Here is a 19,667-nt window from a genome sequence, read left to right as displayed (position 1 = left end):
GATGAAATGGATCAGAAATGATTTACTTGTTATAAGCTGTCTCGTTCTTTCCAATGGTTACACTCCTTTAGTCATAATGAACCCACTTTTTCTGTAAAACCATTTGAATCGCTGTAATAATCAAAATCACTACTAACAGTAGAACAGCTATGGCCGCTGCATAGCCCTTGTCATTTAACACAAAAGCATGCTGATAAAATAAATACACAATCGACTGCGTACTTTCCAACGCTGTACTACCCTTTCCAATCATCATGAAAATTAAGTCAAACACTTGAAACGCCCCAATAAGAGACATGATGGACACAAAGAAAATAACCGGAGAGAGCAACGGAAGCGTAATTTTAAAGAATACCTTTATTGGGCCTGCACCATCGATTTCGGCTGCCTCATAATACATTTTTGGTATTCCTTGCAATCCGGAGAGAAAGATGACCATGTTATATCCAATTCCACTCCAAATCGCGACAACAATTAGGGAGTACAAGGCGATTTTTGGATCCGTTACCCAGTTCGGTCCCTTAATCCCAATTAAAGATAATAAATAATTAAGTAAACCGTAATCCGCATTATAAAGCCATTTCCATACCATCGCGATTGCGGCCGGCATGGTAATTACGGGTAAAAAATACAATGTTCGATAAACAGATTTCCCTTTAATTTTTTGATTTAAGAGAACCGCTAAAATAATGGATAGGAAAATTCCGACTGGCACAGTAAAGAGAATATAAATTCCTGTGTTTTTGAAGGATTGTAAGAGGTCTGCATCCCCAAGCATCTTCTTATAATTCGATAATCCTGTCCACTCATACTGCCCAAATGCACCCCATTCAGTAAAACTATAATAGAAGGTCTGAATAATAGGCCAAAGGTAAAAAATAAATAGACCTAACATCGTCGGAGCAATCATTATATATGCCCATAGGTAATCAGACCTTTTCCTTGTTTTTGCTAAGCTGGAAACCTTCAGTTTTTTTGATGTTTTCACTTCTGACTGAAGAGGTATTTCTCTCACAATTTTCCCTCCCTATAAGGAATTGGAAGAGAAGAAATCGATTCTTCTCTTCTTTTTTTACTACTTAGATAGCGCTTCATTTGCTTTTGTCGTAAGCTCTTTTACAGCATCCTGTACACTTTCTTCCTGACTCCATGCCTTTTTAAGGATATCAGTTTCATATTGCCAAATTTCCCCTGTGCTTTTCACACTTGGCAGTGGCATAGAATATTTAGCACCATCAATAAAGGCTTGAAGGTTCAGATTTGGGACAGCTTTTACCCAAGCATCTTGTGTACCGTTATAAGCTGGAATAACTGTTCCCGTTTTCGCATACACCTCTGCTGCTTCTTTAGAGCCTAGGAATTGAACAAACTTCCATGCAGCATCCTTATGTTTGGTATTGGCAGCAATCACATTGGATAACCCGTGAATCGCTACTGCACGTTTTTTACCCTTAGGTACGACAGCAACATTTAAATCAGGATTTTTCTTATATTCTGGAACCATCCAAGGTCCATCAAACATCATCGCTACTTTTCCTGAAGAGAATAATTCAGAAGCCGCAGTTTCTGTCATTTGTGCTTGTGTTGGTGACAATCCTTCTTTAATGAAGCTAATATTGTAATTCAGTGCTTCGATTGCCTCTGGCTGATCGAAACCAACTGTCTTTCCATCGTTGGAAATGATATATCCGCCATTTTGCCAAATTAAATCATAGTAGCCGCCTTGATTACCCATTAAAGCAGCATATCCCCAAATCCCTTTATCTTTATTTGTCAGTTTTTTTGCAACTTCCTTTAACTTATTCCAGTCCCAAGTTTCATCCGGATACTGTACACCTGCATCATCAAAGATTTTTTTGTTGTACCATAAGCCTGTAGTATCGAAGTCTTTTGGAATTCCGTATACTTTTCCGTCAACTGTATAAAGATCAATCAATGATTTCGGATAATTATCTAAACTGTAGTGATCCTTTTTCGCCATATCGCTTAATGGAAGGATAACCTTTCCTTCCGCATATTGAGCAACATGTGCTCCATTCATCCAAAGAACATCAGGCAAAGCGCCGCCAGTTGCAGCTGTTTCAAGTTTTTGGAAGTATTGGCCATAAGGAGTAAGCTCTGTTTTTACTTTAATGTTTGGATATTTCTCGTTAAATAGTTTGATAATCTCATTTACGGCAGGGAGCTGTTTCTTATCCCAAATTCCATAAGTAATTTCAGTCTTTCCATCTTTTGCATCACCGGAGGCTGTATCACTATTACTGCAGCCAGCCAGACCTAGTAGTCCTAAAACAACAGTTAAAAGCATGATTAACCATTTTTTCATCCTATTTCCCTTCTCTCATTAAAAATTAATAGATTTCAAACCAAATCGCTTTTTAAAACTTAAGGGGTTTTTCATAGATGAATAATAAGAAATTCTTTGCTATTACGAATTAATATCTTTATAGACAACGTTCACCACCTTTTGTAATAACGTTTTCCTAATAAGGATAGGTACATAATCTACAACTTTATTATTGATACACCCCATAAAATGTAGTGTGAACAACCTTTTTTTAAGTGTTAATATTTTCAAGCAAATCCTGATAATACTCATCGATATTAATGGATTTCCCCTTGTCTAACCTCGAATCCTCAGCAGCAAACGCCATGAGATGGCTTCTTACAGAAGCAGCAGCGGAAGAAACACTTCTTTCGCTATTTCCAAATTGAATTTCACGGAGGAATGTTCTCATGATACCGTTATCACCGCCTCCATGCCCGCCAACTGGAATGTCTAATTTGATGACGGTTTCATGCTTCGTGAGAAAATCAAAGATTGAAATCCTATTTTCCTCCATGTTTCCGCGGATTTCTCCTTTTGTTCCCATAATTTGCACAATCCTCGTTTGCTCTCTCGTGAAGCCGCACATGCTAAAAGTTGCAGTTGCTCCACCTTCAAACTCCATATTAACTACCTGATGATCAACAACATTATTATCTGAGCGGTAAACACATTTTCCGTAAGGTGTTTCTTGTAATGCGTTGATAATTCCTCCATTTGTATCATCTTCTGTAAACTTTTTAGCCCAGCCTCTTCCTTCTCCAAGATAATATCTTCCTGCGTGGAATGGACACTCTAATTCCGCAGGGCATCCATCCAGGCATCTTTGCGGCGCTCCAACTGGGGCATTATCCTCTTTAAAATGCATGAGAGAACCGTAGGAACTAATATTTTTACATGCTTTTCCCAAAACAAAAGAAATAATATCCATATCATGACAAGATTTCTGAAGGATCATCGGACTTGATTTCTCCTTATTATTCCAATTCCCTCGAACAAAACTGTGGGACATATGCATTACTTCTACATTTTCATTCAGCTGTAAGGATACAACCTCCCCAATATCCCCTTTTTCAATTACCTTTTTAATGGTGGACCAAAATTCGGTATAGCGAAGAACATGGCCGATGGTTAGCTGTCGATTATATTTTCTTGCTGCCCGTTCCATCGCAATACATTCAAGCGGATCTGGAGACATTGGCTTTTCCAACAGAACATGATAGCCTAACTCCAAAGCTCTCATCGTTGGTTTAAAGTGATACCGGTCAAGCGTGCAAATAATTGCAATGTCAGCAATTTTTTGGTCGAGATTCAATACATCTTCCCAAGATTCAAAACAATTTTCAGCAGGAATATCGTGTTCTACCTGTATTTTCTTTCTTCTGTCCAATCCCGGCTCTGCCACTCCGACAATCTTTAGTTCATTGGGATAGGCAAGTGCATATGGCGCGTAAGCCCTTGCCCCTCTATCACCTGCTCCGATTAAGATTGCTGTCATTGTTTTCATCCAAATCTCTCCTCTCATTTGTCTTAATTAATGTAATTTTATTATCACCGGAAAATTTTCCGATATCTATCCAAACGTTTTCCAAGCGCTGTTTAAAAAAGAACCGCTTAGGTCCGTTTTATTGAAGATGATTCCCGAATGATTAATTCAAACGGTAAAACAAGCTTGACTGGAAGAGTAATTTTTTCTTCCACCATATCCATAATCGTTTTCGCTGCCATTTTCCCCATTTCATACTTAGGAATTTCTACGGTTGAAAGCGGCGGTGAAGAATATTTGCTCATCTCGATATTATCCACTCCAAAGAAAGCCATATCCTCTGGAATTCTGAGATTGTTTTCGATTGCAGCTCTCATTGCAGCAATGGCCATCATGTCACTGGCACAAACCATGGCTGTAGGCAAATGCTCTCGGTCTCTTTTAATCAGTTGATTCATTTCCTCGTAGCTGTTTTCCATTTTCCACATGGTATTGATGACCCAATCAGGGTTCATAGAAAGTCCAGCTTCTTCCATTGCCAATTGATAGCCTTTAAACCGAAACTCAGCATGTAAATCTTCAAAAGTTTTATTGATTCCTCCACCAATAAAACCAATTTCCCGATGCCCATGGGTAATAAAATACTGAACCACCATTTTAATAGCTGCCTCACGATTGTAATCAACAACAGCAATATTTTTATCAGTATAGTAAAAGTCCAAGCCGACCACAGGAATCGTTTGCTGAATATATTCAATCAGACTAATATCAATTCTGTCGATTAAAATAAGCCCTTCAATTCCCAAATCATGGATTGTCTTTAAAAGCAGTGCCTCATTTTCAATTTCATCTTTTGTAACACTTATTAAGGTATAGTCATATTTCGTTAAAGTATCACGGATTCCTGTATAGATTTGGGCAAAGTATGGGTTTATCTCCGCTTGAATTGGATTAGCCACCCAGCCAATTTTCATTGATCTTGTATTCGTTTTCGTTTGCCTGTTATTCACTAGATTTCGGGCATGCTGGTTTGGGATATATCCTAACTCTTTAACAGCCTGCCATATTTTATTTTTTGTTTCCTGATTTACATTCCGTGTTTGGTCATTTTGAATGACTCTCGAAACGGTCGAAATGGAAACGCCTACATATTCAGCAATATCCTTTAATCTTACCACTACTAATACACCTCAAAGCTCAAAGCTCAAACTTCAAACATGTCAATCGCTTGAATTATTCCAACTATAGCATCATTGATAATTTTCTGTCAATAAACCTTCAGTTAATTTGTTTTTAAAAATTTTATTTACTACTTTTATGTAAGCTCTGTGTAAAATCGACAACGGTCTCCACGAACAATTGAGCGGCAAAATTCCACAGGTACACCATCTGAGCCGTATGCAATTCTTTCTAGTAGCAGGGCCGGATTCCCTTCTTTCGTTTGAAGATATTCACTTTCCTCAGAACGAATCAAAACCGGTTCAAAAGCCTCTTTTGCTCTAGTAACAACTACATTGAGTCCCTCTTCAAGCAAGTCATATAGGGAAATTTCCCCCACCCTCTTCAACAGTGATATATCCGGTACAACTCTTTTTGGAAAGAAAGAAGATTCTAAAACATAGGGTTCATCATCTACACAGCGAAGACGTTTCATTTCAATTACATTTTCCTCCTCCGCAAGTTGGAGTTCGGTAATGATCTCGTAGGATGGTTTAACCTCCTTTATTTCAATCACTATATCTTTTGGTACCAACCCCTTTTCTTTAAAAACTTTACTAAAACTATATAACCCCATAAGGGACTGCTGCAGCTTGGGTTTTGCCACAAATGTACCTTTTCCTTGTAACCGATAAAGCAGTCCATCTTGAACAAGCTCTTCGATTGCCTTTTTGGCCGTATTTCGGCTTACACTATATTCCTTCATTAACTGGTTCTCTGATGGAATTTTATCCCCTGGCTTCCACTGTCCATCATCAATGGAAGTCTTAAGCCGTTCCTTTAGCTGATGATAAAGTGGAATCAGGCTGTCATTTTGTAAAGGTTTCATCCAAGTCTTAATCCCTTCTCGTTCCGATAGATAAAATTAATTATACCACCCTTTGTACCATCAATCCAACAAGCAGGGAAGAAAGCTCATCCAATCTCTGTCATCCGGCTGTTGGGTGTTGCTGGAATTAATGTTTACTACAAAACTTTAAACCCATAATCTAATTACGATCATGTGTTTTTTATTTGCACTTTGGAGCCTTTTATCTTTTAAGACCAGCTACTATGTTCTATAATTTCAGGGGATATTCCTACCCTATATATAGCAATACATTTTTTCTATCAAACCTAAATCAGTTGGGGGCAATTGATTCGATCCCATGTCGGAAAATATACTGCCTTTCCTGCAATGTGTAATCTGGAGCATTGATATATCCCTTAACAATTTCCTCCGCTTTTTCGATAGGATCATGGTCAAAGTTTTCATTCTTTCTTTTACTCTCTAAACAAATACATTGTTTAATTCAAATATAAATTGAAAAACAGCCATTTATATTTGCTAATGGCTGCTTTGGAAATTATGATCTTGTCCCTTTCCAACTACCTATTGCCTAGCCTTTTTCGAGATTAAGCAGGAGATCTTTGGCAACTAAGGGTCCTATTTATATCTCATGCGTAATCGTTACTTTATGTGAATGGACAAATTGAATCTGATTGTTAATTCTATGGTATTCCCTTTTTTCCTTCGAGGAGTAAAGAGGCTTGCTACTTTTATTCAAAAATAATTGCTTTTGTTTGTTTGGTTCGCACGCTATACGCTGTTTATACTTTTTTAAAAATTTATGAATAATACTAATCCACAATACATCCGGTGATCCTAAGCATTTTATCGTACTCATTTTCTTTAGTTCTTTTAAACACTCCCAAGGTTTGGTATTTGCAAGTTTATTGTTTCCTCTAATTTCGTTATAAAAAAAAGTGATTTTTCCTGCTAACTACTTTAAAGAGTTAAATTCAACTGCCACTTTTGACTTCATCTCTTCTTTTTTGACGTATAATCATAGGTTTATGCTTGCCTTTCTTCATTTCCTCCAAATACCTTGCCAAATAGTCATCTGTAATTCGATGAGGGACATACCCCAATCGCTGGCGAAGAATATTTTCGAGAACAAACATTTTCCGAGTAATTTTTTCGTATTCTTTCCCGCTTTCTTCCTCGTTTTCTTTATATTCCTCTGTTTTACCGAGCTTTCGAGCTTTATAGAACACATTTAAATAATGATAGAGAGATACTCTTTCAGCTCTTGCGTACTTTAGCAAACTAAGTAGCTCAAAAGTAGACAATCTCATAAGCTCAGGTGTAGTTTTATCCAGATAAACTTCTAGCGAAAAATCTTTAATTCGAACAGAGATTCTTTCATGATTGCGTTGCACTTGATAGGGATCTAATCGCATGACACAAAAATCACAATAATATTGTTCTACCTGCTCAACCAATTCACTCCCACAATATGGACAAGTAAGTACATCATAATCTTTCATTTCACGATACCTCCCTCTAAATAATTGAACAACATAATCTATGTATGGTCTCCTTTCTGTTTAAGGAAAGGAGACCGGCCCCTTTTGCTTTTGAACTAATATATTACATTCCTTTAACCTTCTTCTATTTCCTCTATTCCTAAAATATAATCTGCTGCTTTTTGTGCTTGTGCAGCTGCTTGAACAACCAACCGACTATCTTCTTTTAACGAGCGAAGCCATGATTGGATATAACTAGCGCTGTTCTCGAGAGTATTGTTATCAATTCCAGCTATTCCGCAAAGCATGGCCGCTCCCATTTCTGCTACCAACTCTTCTTTCGAATAAACCTCATCGCCAAATGCTACATTTTGTGTTGTCACTCCTAGACGCGCTAATCGTCTTCTATGACCTGTACTGTGAATCATTTCATGAAATAATGTACTGTAAAACTCTTCAGCCTTCTGAAAATCTTTTAAGGGAGGGCAATTGATTTTATCTACGGTTGGATAATAAACTGCTCTTCCAGAATAGAAGGTATATTCAGGGGAATCTATGAATCCTTTAAAAATTTCTTCTGCTTTCTCAATTGGATCATGGTCAAATGTTGTATCCTTCTTTTTGCTTTCTAGCCCTTCCACTTGGTTATTGATTTCAAATACACGGTAAGAACGAAGGTAAGGTATTTTTTCAATTTCTCTACTTTCTTCATTTTCTTTTTCAATCCACTTCCAGAACACTACGATATGTGATTTCTCTCCTTTTTTTACCTTTCCGCCAGCATCTTGGATTTGCTTAAATGTCGCATATTCACCCGATTCTAAAAGAAAAGTATTAATTCCTCTGTATGGACGCTGTGTCTTCCAGTTGACGGCTCCTCCATTGATCCACGGCTTACGCCAAGGCACTACTCCTTTTTCCAATTGCTCAATGACCTTCTCTGTTACAATCTCGTAAATGCTTTTTTTCATTTGGTTTCTCCTCCTTTTGATTTGCTTCTTTGTCTTCCGAAACGAATTAGTTCCCAAAGGGGATTAATTTTTCCCTTTTGGCATGGAGAACGAAAAACACGCATAGGTAATTGGTCAAGGGATTAGCATAAAAAGTTTTTTGATGTTGCGTAGCGTTTTTATTCAAAAAAGTTTTTTGCCCCTTGACTGATTGACTAGCCTTCTTTGCTTCCAGCCGGAAAGGGTCGGGTGTCCTACCGTCTGGAAGGTTAGAAGGCTTGCGCTTGTTTTACGATTCGGAAGACAAAAGGGCAAATTAAATCATTAGGAGCAAAGCGACACGATTCCCGGCGTAAACCGGGAATTTTCCTTTTAGTTATGGCTTTTACGATTCTCGGCTCGTGGGGTACGGCCGTTAGGCAAATGGATCAGGAACCTACGGAATGTAGGCGTTAGCCGTACAGGCCGTGGTTATCGAGCCATTTAGTGCCACATCGACACGTTACAGCTTGTTAAAATGCGTTTTTTGCTTTTTTACAAGCTGTCGTGCTGCCGCCCATAAATAAATCTCCATCTTTTTTCTTTTTTTAAAATGCCCCCTCTTAAGGCATGCTAAGTCATTCATATCGATTCATTTTCTCCACAAAAAAAAGGAGAAGGATTAACCCTTCTCCGTATGCTCTACCTAGAACTGCTCTTATTTAATTACTAAATATTTTAAAAATAAAAATTCGAAATTTCGACCCTAATCATTAAATCCTTTCTATACAATAGTTCTTAAGGTGGATTAGAATACTAATAGCTAAACCACATCAGAGGATCGTATCATAATAAGACGTTCTAAATAGAGGAAGTCAAGTGAAGCGTTGGAACTATAAAGAAGAAAAAGTGCTCGAGAGGGAATCCTTTCGAGAAGTAATTCATCAAATTTCTGTGCCTATTTACTTAAAGCCATTCATCACGGTGAAAAAGAATAAAAATTACATGATGAGCAAGAAATTATTATAAATCTACCTCTTATACAGACTCAGGACTTTTTTCTTTTAACTTTCTTTGTATAAGAGCTAGAAACAAAAGAAATAGCGGAAGTACGCTTTCAATGAAAGGAACATAAACAGATCCAATTGTTGAAAAGAAATACCCCAATTGTTGAATACTTGGAGTTACCCATATGCTAAATATAACTTGAAGAAACCCAAGAGGAAGTACAATAGACTTGTAATTAGACAATCTCATCCACTGTGCAGCCCCAAGTACCAATGCATAATAAAAGAGTGAAAATTTTAAGAAAACCCCAGTTATCCAAACTGCCATGACAATCGATTCAATATGCTCAATAAAATCTCCAATACTGACATACCTGACTACATTCATTACTGGATATAACTCTTTTGAAGTCACCACGCCAAGTACAAATACTGAAGACAAACTTGTAACGACCATGGTTAGGGTAATAGCTAGAACAGATATTCCTCCCCATTTTCTTCCCTTTTCAGGATCTTTTAAGAATGGCAGCAAAAATGATACATAGAGAAGATCACTAAACCAAGAGATAATAAAGAAGGCTCCTTTTAAAGATGGAGTAATCCCATTTCCGAAGATAGGAAGTATGTTTTGTATATGTATATCAGGAAGAAGTAACACCCCCATTATTAGTAGAGGGAATGTAAATAAAGGAAAAAAAACCAGTGATGCACGCGCTATTACTTCTACTCCTCCTCTTACAGCAAATGCACTTACTAGCACCATGCTGGCAATCACTACGATAATTGGAGTTTTAGGAAGAGCAGTGGTAATAATGAACTCGGCATACTCCCGCAGAACTAAACCGCTATTTTGAAGGAAAAAAAATAAATATAAAAACCCAAAGATTTTCCCGAAAAAACGCCCCATAATACATTCGCTATATTGGATTATATTCATTTCTGGATACAACTTGTGCAATTGGAAGAAAACAAATACAATCGATAAACCAATTGGACAAGCCCATAATGGTGATATCCAAAGATCCTGCTTGGCATAGGGAGCTGTAAGGGAAGGAATAGTAAGAATTGCTGTAGCCAAGATGGTCGGATACATCATTATGCCCATTTGCAAAGCGGAAATTTTCCCTTTTTCGATCATACTTTTTTCTCCTTTTTTTCTTGAAAACTTCTACCTATTCATAAGAATTACACCTAGAAACTCAACGGATTTTTCATCCTTTTTCTGACCTGAATGATTTATTTTTCCACTTCTTCTGTATAATTGTTAAAACTAGAAGCAGCATTGGAATGAATGTGAATATAGTTGGTATATAAAAGGGAGAAATGGTTCCTAAAAATTTGCCCATTTCTTGTCCATTCGGAGATGCCCATATACTGAATAGAATTACCAATAAACCAAGTGGAAAAATGAGAGGCCGGTAATTTGAAAGACGAAGCCATTGTGCAGTTCCTAGAACCAATGCATAATAAAAAACGGCCACTTTAATGAATGCCCCCAATACCCAAAGAGCAATGACGATTGACTCAAGATGTTCAAAAAAACTGGCAATACTAATATATCGAAAACTAGTGAAAACTGGATAGTTATAAGTACTTACTGAGCCTCCAAACAAAAAAATGTTAACGATATTGACAAAAAGCAAGATAAACATGCAAAAAATCACAGTAATTATTCCCCATTTCCTTCCCTTTTCACGATCTGTTAAAAAGGGAAGAAACACCGAGATGAGGAAAATTTCACTGAACCATGCCTGCGGTACAACCGCCCCTAGGATCGATGGCAATATCCCATGTTCCATGATTGGAAACAGATTCTCTGTTTTAAAATCCGGTATGAGTAAAATAAACAGTAAAGGTGGTAGTAAAAATAGTGGAACTAACAATTGAGCTACTCTTCCAAGAACTTCTACACCACCTCGTATAGCGAAGGAACAAACAAGAACCAAGCTGCTAACGATTACGATCATTGGAGTTTTAGGAAGAAAGGAACCAATAACAAAATCTGCATACTCCCGGCATATAATGCCAGATGAGTGCAAAAAAAAGAACAAGTAAACAATGCCAATAACTTTTCCTAGAAGACGACCGGTGATATGACCACTGTACTGGATCACCGTTTCCTTCGGAAAGTACTTATGTAATCGGTATGCGATAAATGTTGTAAAAAATCCATTAAGGGATGCCAAAATGGGTGATATCCACATATCGCGGCCTGCGAACTTGTCTGTAATGGCAGGAACAACGAGAACAGCAGTTGCGATGATCGTTGGTACAATCATAAGCGCCATCTGAAATGAAGAAATTTTCCCTTTTTCAATCATCCTAATATCTCCTTTTTTACGAACATCCTCATGACGCTGCTATTTCTCTATCATCTTACCAAGCGGTTTGAAAAGTACCTCAATCATCTGAGTTGGACCCGGCATATCTGGAAAGAAAAGAAGGAGGATACCAAGTATCCATCCTACTGCTGTTATAGTTACAAAAGCGGTTTTCTCCTTTTTCTGATTCTGTTCCATTTTGGGCCATTCGAATAAAATGATAAGAACCACGCATACTGTTATTCCTATTACCGCTAACCACTTCATTTCTTTTCTACCTCTTCTTCTTTCAATCCTGCCGGTATAGTTGACAAACCAGGCCGGCGAATACGTGTTTTAACATTAATTTTTACTTCTACCTTTGGAAGTACTTCATCCCAATGATTTTTTACTTTTTCCCATTCTTTCGGGTATTTCCGGTGAAACGCATCTGCAAAACCGAATGCATCTATATTCATTCCTTGCTTCACTTGTTTTAGGGATATGTTAATCCGTTGTTTGATGTCTTGTTCTAATTCTTTTTCAACCCTCTTTGTAATACTAGGACTCATCACATCGAGATTGCTTCCATTTTGTACAATCGTACCTTCCGATGTAACCTTCACAAGGATTTTCCATTTCCCATTCTTGATAGTAGGAAGAAGTTTTGTTGATGCCCGAATAGGATCTAGTGCAATAGTTTCCCCTTTTCTTGGGGTTACTGTAACTGCAGTCACTTCGATTTCATTTCGTAACCACATCAATCCTCTTGTTACTTTTGTATTAATCTGACCAACCATTTTATCTTTCTTAAAAATAGCGCTCCCAATTAAATCAGGGGCACCTTTTCCTTTTATCAAGGGAAGGATAGCCGCCCCAGCATCTCCCGTTACCATTTCTTCAAAATCTTTGACTGTTGTATCCACACCAATATGAAGCTCAGATAACTTTCGAAGCCCTTCTCCCGTATATCGCTCCAAAAGAGGATTAAATTTCAGATAACTACCTGCCTCCCCATCACCCACATACAAATATGCACGTTCCCGAGGTTCTGGATGTCGAAGTAAGAAGTCTATTTGTTTATGAAGGTCTCCTGATTCAGCAAGTTCCTTTCCTATAACGAATGTTTTGCAGTGTCCCCAGAAGATTTTACGGGGGAATTTTAATTGGAGCTTTGAGGCCGCATCAGCCATATTTTCGCCGACCGCTGATCTTGTCATGACCTCAGGGCCTCCTCCTCCTCCTCCCGTTTGTCCGCTGCTTACCGCTCGAGGTATTAGAATTTGTAAGGAAAGTTTGATGCTATCTCCTTTATCTTTGTCAATGGCGGCCCCTAACACCAGCGCCATATCATTCACTTCCTTTCTGTCCCAACAGCCGGTTAAAAAGAGGTTGGCAGAAAGACAGATGAGAATCAGAAACTTTTTTTTGATGTTTTGAACTTGAAAAGGAATCATGTTCAATTTACTTCCCTCTCATCCTATTCATTTCCTTTGTTAGGTTCTGGTTTTTGTCCAGTTGACTGCCGGGCTGGATTGAATTCACCAGTTAAATGTGGCCGTGTATTCATTTTCCACCAAGGAACACGAATAAAGGCATCCTTTAATTCACGGTTTTTAAGTGGTGCGATTGGTGAAAGATATGGGACCCCAAATGAACGAAGCGAACATAAATGGACGACGATTGCAATTACACCAAGCATAATCCCAAGCAATCCTAGCGAACCAGCAAGCAGCATAATGGGAAAGCGCAGCATTCTTAACGAGATTCCTTGTGAATAATGAGGCACCATAAAGGATGCAATACCAGTAATGGCAACAACAATGATCATTGGAGCAGAGATTAGCCCGGCTTGGACAGCAGCTTGGCCGATTACTAAGGCACCTACAATACTAATCGCAGCTCCGACCTGTTTTGGAAGTCGAACACCGGCTTCACGCAACGCTTCAAACGTAATCTCCATCATTAATGCTTCCACTAGCGCTGGAAAGGGAACCGTTTCTCGGGAAGATGCTGCACTAATCAGCAAGTTCGTTGGTACCATCTCCTGATGGTAGGTAAGGAGCGCTACATAAAGAGAAGGCAAAACAAGCGAAAACACCATAAACACAAAACGTAGTATTCGGATGACAGAGCTAATTAGGTAACGCTGATAATAATCTTCGGGTGATTGAAGTAAGGAAAAAAAGGTAATAGGAGCAATTAAGACAAAAGGAGTTCCGTCTACAAAAATTACTACACGTCCCTCCAAGAGATTAGCCGCGGCTACATCCGGTCTTTCTGTATTAATGAGTTGAGGAAAAGGCGAATAAGAGTTGTCTTCAATTAATTCCTCGATATACCCGCTTTCCAATACACTGTCTATTTCAATCCGCTGCAGGCGATTTTTTACCTCTTCAATGAGGGTTTGATCTGTCAGTCCTTCTACGTAAGCAATTACAACATGTGTATTGGTATAACGACCAATTTTCATTGATTGCATTTTAAGGGCAGGACTTTTGATCTTTCGACGAAGAAGGGAAGTATTGATTACTAATGTTTCCACAAAACCTTCCCGTGGTCCACGTACAACACTCTCTGCCTGCGGTTCTTCAATCGAACGTTTTTCCCACTTACATAACCCCATTGCGATTCCCCTATTATTTTGATGTACTAAAAGTACTGGGTCGCCAATAGAGATATGTTCTATACACTCAATAAATGTCTTGATTTCTTTCGTCTTTGAGATATGTAATTTTTCTTCTAACATTTCACGTGAACCATGAATCCTTCCGCCTGTTTCTTCCATTAAAGGGGTGAGTACATGATCATCGATTTCTTCCATATTGGACAACCCATCAATATATATAAGTACAGCTTTTGTTTGCCCGCCAATCAAAAACGTTTTAAAAACCACATCATAGCAATCCTGATACATAGAGCTAAGAACCTGCATGTTTTCATCCAGGTCAAAAGAAAGAGAATCTTCTTGCCCTGGAACATGCGGTTGTTTAGAATAAATAAATTTTTCCTTAAGTAACTTTTTTCGTCTGGTTCGAAACAATATGGACAGCCTCTTCCTAATGTTAGATAGATTGGAAAATTATAATAAAATATATCTTTAGATTGTGATGTATTAATCAAAATTATTCTAACACTGGAATTTTATTCAAATAATAATCGCACTAGTTACATGTTTTCTTGTGTACAGGGGGAGCCTTGCTAGATTTGTTTTTCTATCCATTGTTTTACCTTGTATAATCCTTGACCAAAGGCCATTTGATACATCCCTGTCATTTTATAAATGGAAAAATGCTTACTAGATAATCTCTCAAGGGCTCTTGTTATGAGGATAACTTCATTTTTTGAAAAAGGAGCCACTCCATCGCCCAAGTCACATTTTCTATATTCTGTCAAAAACTCATTGGAACGGTTGCAAATTCCCCACGGTTTAAATTGGTTAGGATAAATAGTCTGTATAACTTGATAAGCAGAATCTCCAAATAATTTAGCACACCCAAGAACCCATTTTGTTTAAAAAAATGAAGGTTAATCCTTCGGGGAATATCCTGAAAGGGTATAGCATGTTTTTCTTCAATGACAAAACGCACCTCTTCAATAAGTCTTCTTTGACCTCTTCTCCCTCACATAAGTGGAGAATTTTCCTTTTGGTTATAGTTTTTAAGGTTTTTCGCTAGTGGGATACGGTTGTTAGGCAAATTGCTCAGGAACATACGGAAAGTAGGCGTTAACCATACAGCCCGTTGTTCATGAGCTTTTATACTTAAGGACTTAATTATGGTAGTGACCGTTTGCCCCAGCAAATGGTTTCCTTTCTACTCTGAGTCAACTTGCAAAAGGTTGCATCAGCAACCTTGAAGCAGGTTCGATGCCTGCGTTATATAATTAAGAAAAAAACAGTTGTTTTTTATCCATCCGTGAACCAACATCAGTCCAGATCCATCTGATTGTTGGTTCTATTTTTTTAATAGAGAAAAAATCTCCCCTTTTCAATTGTTCTATGAAATCTGAAATCATACTCCTCATAATAAATATTCTTATCAAGCAAAAGTGGGAAAACTCCCCCTTTTGCTGATAATTAGTATTTTTATAGATGTCCTTTTTCCCTTAAACTTACATGTTTCCCAGTATGCGTAACAATAACATGGTCAAGAACTTCGATACCTAGAATTTTACCTGCTTCTGCAAGACGTTTTGTTATATCTATATCCTCTCTACTCGGGGTGGGGTCTCCGCTTGGGTGTTGATGGCTGACAATAATAGAGGCCGCATTATTGAGAATAGCGCATTTCATCACCTCTCTAGGATGAACAATACTCGCATTTAAACTCCCAATATGAGCTCTATGTAACCCCACTACCTGATTTTTCGTATTAAGCATTAACACAAGGAGCACTTCCCTATCTTCATCCGCTATGTATGAAGCCGCTAATTTTTGAGCATCTTCCGGTGAACGGATAGAATATTTTACAAACGGTTCTTGTGATTCCTTAATTTCCTGCTTAATTCGTACTACTTCAAAGATTGACATGAATTCCATTTCTCCAAACTCCTTTTCCTTCTTGTTTTTCATTTTTCCTTTTTTCTTTTGCCTTGCGAGGCGAATCACTTCCCCAAAAGGGGATGATTTTTCCCCTTTTGCAAGTAGAACGAAAAACACGCATAGGCAAAGGGTCAAGGGAGCTCTTCGCACAAAAAGTTTTTTGCTGTTGCGACAGTGTCTTTAAGCAAAAAAATTTTTTGCCCCTTGACCGATTGACTCGCTTTCTTAGCTTCTAGTCGGAAAGGTTCGGGTGTCCTACCGGCTTGAAGGTTAGAAAGCTTGCACTGTTTTACGATTCGGAAGGCAAAAGGGAAAAATCAACAAAAAAAGCAGCCGTTACGGCTGCTCTCCATTTGTTCTATATTTTGTTAATCTTTCAATCTTTTGTTTTTTTTGTGTTTCGGCTCGTTCGGTATGGCGGCAGTCGCCGTAAATGGAACAGGAACCTACGGAATGTAGGCATGTGCCTTACAGTCCGTGGTTATCGGTCCATTTAATGACGAAGCGACACATACGGAATGACAGAAAGGAGGCTTTTTCCTTTCTGATCAGTCCGCTGTGCTGCCGCCCAAAGTAGTTATCTGCTATTTTTCTTCAGAAATAGGGAGGTTAAATTCTATGTTAAAAACTATAAGAAAATCAATCCCTAATTAAAAGAATTTTAATTCATGATGAACATAAATTCACCATTAATCTTGTTTTTATTCCATTACAAATGTAGCCGTCAAATAAGTGTCTTAGGTCTGCAATAGGCCCGGGAAGAAGTCCGATTGACTTCGAGGATTGTATCACATCTAACTGTCTTCCTCCTGACTCTTGTTAGGTAAGAGCCATGATAAGCCCCACATACTTGTCAATCCCATATTCCCATGCATACTTCCTTGTAAGGGGTTCGTATTGCAATACCTCGCTGATACTTTCACTGTTCTTTTAGCTCCTTCCCTGACATACCCGATTCAAATTGATTATCTCCACCTAAACTAATAAGAACAATTAAGGAAATACCGAAAATAGATGTGATGAGATGTGGATACAGGTGGAGATCCTATGGAAAGTGTTCTGAAGAAGGGGGCAAATGTTACCGTAACTGTATCCGTTCTTAGGTATTGTGTATATATCATAAATATTCATATAAATACATGATATTATATATTTCATTTATTAACTACTATATAACCTCAAATATATATTAAAATCAAAATATACTAAGACATATATACTAATGTATATTTTGATGTTAAAGTTTTTTTATTCCTTTTGAAGCTACAAAACTTACAGATTCAAATGAATAGCTGTTGTTTTCCTAAAAGGCTGTAAATTAAAGGATACGAACTGTCTTTTTTAAATCGAGTTATCTGCTTTTAAAATCATAGCTTAAATATAAAGATTACAAGCTTCGTTTCAAAGATACAGATATATTTGAACAAATTTTCTATCGTATTTTGAAAGAAACAGATAAAAGAGGAATTACTGAAGAATGATTAACAAGTTAAACGAAAATTAGCAGGAATACTTTTAGTAAAAGGGATATTTGTAAAATAAATCCTGGGGCTAAAATAATGATTTCTTTGATATCTAAAGGAAAGAAATCATTATAGAAAAAAGGTCTTAAAGGTTTACGACTCGTTTGGTACGTAGGCCTGCTGTAAATGGACCAGGAACATACGGAATGTGGGCGTTAACCATTCAGACTGTGGTTATAGGTTCATTTAGTATCAAAGCGACATATGTGGAACTACAGAAAGACGTTTTTCCCTTTCTGATCATTCCGATGTGCTGCCACCATACATCCTTACTTTCTTGAAATTTTGATGTGATGTCCTGTTCTTCGATTGTTTCCTTGTTTTTGAGATTTTGATGATGATTTTGGATTAGTGCTCATAATATCCACTTCAATTTTCTTTTTATTCATTTCCACCAAGTATCAGACATCGACACTGGGAGTCTTCGTTAGTGTTCGGTAGCGAGATATCGATTCTCGATTTTCTCCCCTACCCCTGAAACGCTCTTTCCTTCCAGATAATCATCCAATTCTTCATAAGTGATGCTTAGATCCGTTTCGTCTTCTTGCTGAGGCGTACCATCCAAAAGGTCTGCCGTCGGTTTTTTGAATGTAATTTATTTTTAAGGATGTTACATAATAAAATAATAGAGTTAAAAGTTTAGTATTTTAACAAATTTGAATGTAATTTAATATCTATTAAGTTACTTTCACTCGGAGCACAAAAAAAGCTGCATATGCAGCTGATAATTTCTTGAAGGAATGATTATTTTACTTTTTCTTTTTAAAAGCTAAAAAGGTAAGAATTAGAAACTAAGACAAGTAAATAAATCGGAGTCATCCAAATCCAATAAGGGCATAAAACATTACATATTTTAAACTCCATGCAGTTTGAGTCAAACGAAGAGGTCGAACTTATCAAAGGTGATGCTATAGAATTTATTAAGAATCTTAAACAGCAAGGGAACGGGAAAATTTGGCTGGGTCGTTGATTAAACATAAACTTATTGATCAATTAGTGCTGAAGGTTAATCCAATTATAGTTGGTGAAGGTATTTCTCTATTCGGAAGCGTAAAGACACGTCTTAACTTAATGTTAGTGGACGTGAAACAGTACTCTGGTGGTGTTTTCATACCGACTTACATTTTTATTTATACTTAGGATTATCCCCTGGAGAAACCCCTGTCTTTAATTAATTTTCAACAATAAAATGTCAACCAATTGTTCAATAAAAGGGCGCAATTCCAGAACAATAAGAATTTGTGCCCTTTTTTGCATAAGAGGGGCATTTAACGGAATAAGTTGTTGAGGTAAAAGATTTGTTGGAGAGGGAGATGCGTGTGTCGGAAAGCGTTATTTCTAGAGCGGAGATTCGTGGGACTGCTTCCGGGGTTATGTTTATGGCTTTTTTCGGAACAGTCTGGGCGGACGTTGGTATTGGAGGTTTGCAGGGCTTGGGTTCTATATGGTTACTGATTCTTGCGATATTTATCGGGGCTGCTTTATTTTTCTCAGGGATTGCATTGATCAGGAGTTCCAAAAATTTGAATAGTACGAATGCCCGTGGCTCTAGGGATGTTGACAAGTGGTTTAATATTGTTTTTGCTACAGAATTTGTGTTGATTATTATTGCTGCTATCATTTGCAATTCTGTTGGACATTTCGATTGGTTTTTTCCGATTATGGCTATAATTGTTGGGGTTCACTTCCTTCCTCTGGCTTACCTTTTTCAAGTCAGGGCTTATTATGTTACAGGAACGCTTCTTTGTCTGTTGGCGATTGTGACACTACTCTTTGTGCCATTAAAGATCAGTCTTGGAGAGCATCAGATTAACACATGGTGGACATTGGTCGGCTTGGGTTCTATGTTGATATTATGGATAACCAGCCTTGTGATTTTGTCCTTGGGTAGGAGATTGCTCAGGATGGCACGAAACCAATAATATTGCCATAATCGGGCTGCATCAATAGCCTTTTTTAATGGATTCAAAGTAAAAAACGAATGTAACATTAAGTATATTTTGTTACATTAGGGTGCGAAAAATTGATCCAGGACCCCCTTGCGTA

General features: G+C 37.7%; 16 protein-coding genes and 2 pseudogenes. 4 read left to right on the top strand and 14 right to left on the bottom strand.

The window, feature by feature from the left end:
- Window positions 1-67 precede the first annotated feature (67 nt).
- From RCG21_RS33045 to RCG21_RS33015, 7 genes are all read right to left on the bottom strand, one after another.
- Window positions 68-988 carry a carbohydrate ABC transporter permease gene (locus tag RCG21_RS33045; protein WP_308914716.1) on the bottom strand — a complete coding sequence of 307 codons (921 nt, stop codon included), beginning with the start codon at window positions 986-988 and terminating at the stop codon, window positions 68-70.
- An 87-nt stretch (window positions 989-1,075) separates the two neighbouring features.
- A complete protein-coding gene (locus tag RCG21_RS33040) occupies window positions 1,076-2,326 on the bottom strand; it encodes an ABC transporter substrate-binding protein (RefSeq protein ID WP_308914636.1) in 1,251 nt (416 codons plus the stop codon).
- Window positions 2,327-2,558: 232 nt separating this feature from the next.
- A complete protein-coding gene (locus tag RCG21_RS33035; RefSeq protein WP_308914635.1) occupies window positions 2,559-3,833 on the bottom strand; it encodes a Gfo/Idh/MocA family protein in 1,275 nt (424 codons plus the stop codon).
- A gap of 107 nt (window positions 3,834-3,940) precedes the next feature.
- Window positions 3,941-4,990: a LacI family DNA-binding transcriptional regulator gene (locus RCG21_RS33030; protein WP_308914634.1), complete on the bottom strand. Its 1,050-nt coding sequence runs from the start codon at window positions 4,988-4,990 to the stop codon at window positions 3,941-3,943.
- A 137-nt stretch (window positions 4,991-5,127) separates the two neighbouring features.
- Window positions 5,128-5,859, bottom strand: a complete 732-nt coding sequence (locus RCG21_RS33025) for a GntR family transcriptional regulator (RefSeq protein ID WP_308914633.1) — start codon at window positions 5,857-5,859, stop codon at window positions 5,128-5,130.
- Window positions 5,860-6,812: 953 nt separating this feature from the next.
- On the bottom strand, window positions 6,813-7,340 hold the full coding sequence (locus RCG21_RS33020; RefSeq protein WP_308914632.1) for a hypothetical protein: 528 nt from the start codon (window positions 7,338-7,340) through the stop codon (window positions 6,813-6,815).
- A 113-nt stretch (window positions 7,341-7,453) separates the two neighbouring features.
- Window positions 7,454-8,290 carry an ArdC family protein gene (locus RCG21_RS33015; protein WP_308914631.1) on the bottom strand — a complete coding sequence of 279 codons (837 nt, stop codon included), beginning with the start codon at window positions 8,288-8,290 and terminating at the stop codon, window positions 7,454-7,456.
- Between the two features lie 837 nt (window positions 8,291-9,127).
- On the opposite strand from RCG21_RS33015, the gene RCG21_RS33010 reads away from it, so the two are divergent.
- Entirely contained in the window at window positions 9,128-9,277 is a 150-nt protein-coding gene (locus RCG21_RS33010; RefSeq protein WP_308914630.1) for a hypothetical protein, read from the top strand.
- A gap of 9 nt (window positions 9,278-9,286) precedes the next feature.
- Here RCG21_RS33010 and RCG21_RS33005 read toward each other — a convergent pair whose 3' ends face one another.
- From RCG21_RS33005 to RCG21_RS32980, 6 genes are all read right to left on the bottom strand, one after another.
- A complete protein-coding gene (locus tag RCG21_RS33005) occupies window positions 9,287-10,393 on the bottom strand; it encodes a GerAB/ArcD/ProY family transporter (RefSeq protein WP_308914629.1) in 1,107 nt (368 codons plus the stop codon).
- Between the two features lie 73 nt (window positions 10,394-10,466).
- Window positions 10,467-11,576, bottom strand: a complete 1,110-nt coding sequence (locus tag RCG21_RS33000; protein WP_308914628.1) for a GerAB/ArcD/ProY family transporter — start codon at window positions 11,574-11,576, stop codon at window positions 10,467-10,469.
- Between the two features lie 39 nt (window positions 11,577-11,615).
- Window positions 11,616-11,843 carry a hypothetical protein gene (locus RCG21_RS32995; protein WP_308914627.1) on the bottom strand — a complete coding sequence of 76 codons (228 nt, stop codon included), beginning with the start codon at window positions 11,841-11,843 and terminating at the stop codon, window positions 11,616-11,618.
- The gene (locus RCG21_RS32990; protein WP_308914715.1) at window positions 11,840-13,012 is read right to left on the bottom strand and encodes a Ger(x)C family spore germination protein; all 1,173 of its coding nucleotides are present in this window, start codon (window positions 13,010-13,012) and stop codon (window positions 11,840-11,842) included. The genes RCG21_RS32995 and RCG21_RS32990 overlap by 4 nt, the downstream gene beginning before the upstream one ends.
- Before the next feature lie 23 nt (window positions 13,013-13,035).
- Window positions 13,036-14,490, bottom strand: coding sequence for a spore germination protein (locus RCG21_RS32985; protein ID WP_308914714.1), 1,455 nt, complete (start codon window positions 14,488-14,490; stop codon window positions 13,036-13,038).
- A gap of 1,152 nt (window positions 14,491-15,642) precedes the next feature.
- On the bottom strand, window positions 15,643-16,128 hold the full coding sequence (locus RCG21_RS32980) for a JAB domain-containing protein (protein WP_308914626.1): 486 nt from the start codon (window positions 16,126-16,128) through the stop codon (window positions 15,643-15,645).
- A 233-nt stretch (window positions 16,129-16,361) separates the two neighbouring features.
- On the opposite strand from RCG21_RS32980, the gene RCG21_RS32975 reads away from it, so the two are divergent.
- Entirely contained in the window at window positions 16,362-16,595 is a 234-nt protein-coding gene (locus RCG21_RS32975) for a hypothetical protein (protein WP_308914625.1), read from the top strand.
- 1,453 nt (window positions 16,596-18,048) lie between these two features.
- On the opposite strand, the pseudogene RCG21_RS32970 reads toward RCG21_RS32975, so the two are convergent.
- Window positions 18,049-18,207, bottom strand: a pseudogene (locus tag RCG21_RS32970) (ammonia-dependent NAD(+) synthetase); the annotation flags it as partial.
- Window positions 18,208-18,451: 244 nt separating this feature from the next.
- Between RCG21_RS32970 and RCG21_RS32965 the strand changes: the two are divergent.
- Together RCG21_RS32965 and RCG21_RS32960 are read left to right on the top strand one after the other, a co-directional pair.
- A pseudogene (locus RCG21_RS32965) lies at window positions 18,452-18,761 on the top strand (dihydrofolate reductase family protein); the annotation flags it as partial.
- A 173-nt stretch (window positions 18,762-18,934) separates the two neighbouring features.
- The gene (locus tag RCG21_RS32960; RefSeq protein WP_308914624.1) at window positions 18,935-19,543 is read left to right on the top strand and encodes a DUF7010 family protein; all 609 of its coding nucleotides are present in this window, start codon (window positions 18,935-18,937) and stop codon (window positions 19,541-19,543) included.
- Window positions 19,544-19,667: the final 124 nt, after the last annotated feature.

Origin of the sequence: Bacillus salipaludis (genome assembly GCF_030938565.1) — a bacterium.
Classification (GTDB): domain Bacteria; phylum Bacillota; class Bacilli; order Bacillales; family Cytobacillaceae; genus Neobacillus; species Neobacillus salipaludis_A.
The sequence above is the reverse complement of the archived record's forward strand: the minus strand, read 5'-3'. Positions and strand labels throughout refer to the sequence as shown.

Coding starts and splice junctions, on each gene's coding strand:
- RCG21_RS33040 (WP_308914636.1), bottom strand. CDS start 2,326: ATGAAAAAATGGTTAATCATGCTTTTAACTGTTGTTTTAGGACTACTA.
- RCG21_RS33035 (WP_308914635.1), bottom strand. CDS start 3,833: ATGAAAACAATGACAGCAATCTTAATCGGAGCAGGTGATAGAGGGGCA.
- RCG21_RS33025 (WP_308914633.1), bottom strand. CDS start 5,859: ATGAAACCTTTACAAAATGACAGCCTGATTCCACTTTATCATCAGCTA.
- RCG21_RS33020 (WP_308914632.1), bottom strand. CDS start 7,340: ATGAAAGATTATGATGTACTTACTTGTCCATATTGTGGGAGTGAATTG.
- RCG21_RS33015 (WP_308914631.1), bottom strand. CDS start 8,290: ATGAAAAAAAGCATTTACGAGATTGTAACAGAGAAGGTCATTGAGCAA.
- RCG21_RS33005 (WP_308914629.1), bottom strand. CDS start 10,393: ATGATCGAAAAAGGGAAAATTTCCGCTTTGCAAATGGGCATAATGATG.
- RCG21_RS33000 (WP_308914628.1), bottom strand. CDS start 11,576: ATGATTGAAAAAGGGAAAATTTCTTCATTTCAGATGGCGCTTATGATT.
- RCG21_RS32995 (WP_308914627.1), bottom strand. CDS start 11,843: ATGAAGTGGTTAGCGGTAATAGGAATAACAGTATGCGTGGTTCTTATC.
- RCG21_RS32990 (WP_308914715.1), bottom strand. CDS start 13,012: ATGATTCCTTTTCAAGTTCAAAACATCAAAAAAAAGTTTCTGATTCTC.
- RCG21_RS32985 (WP_308914714.1), bottom strand. CDS start 14,490: ATGCAGGTTCTTAGCTCTATGTATCAGGATTGCTATGATGTGGTTTTT.
- RCG21_RS32980 (WP_308914626.1), bottom strand. CDS start 16,128: ATGAAAAACAAGAAGGAAAAGGAGTTTGGAGAAATGGAATTCATGTCA.
- RCG21_RS32960 (WP_308914624.1), top strand. CDS start 18,935: ATGCGTGTGTCGGAAAGCGTTATTTCTAGAGCGGAGATTCGTGGGACT.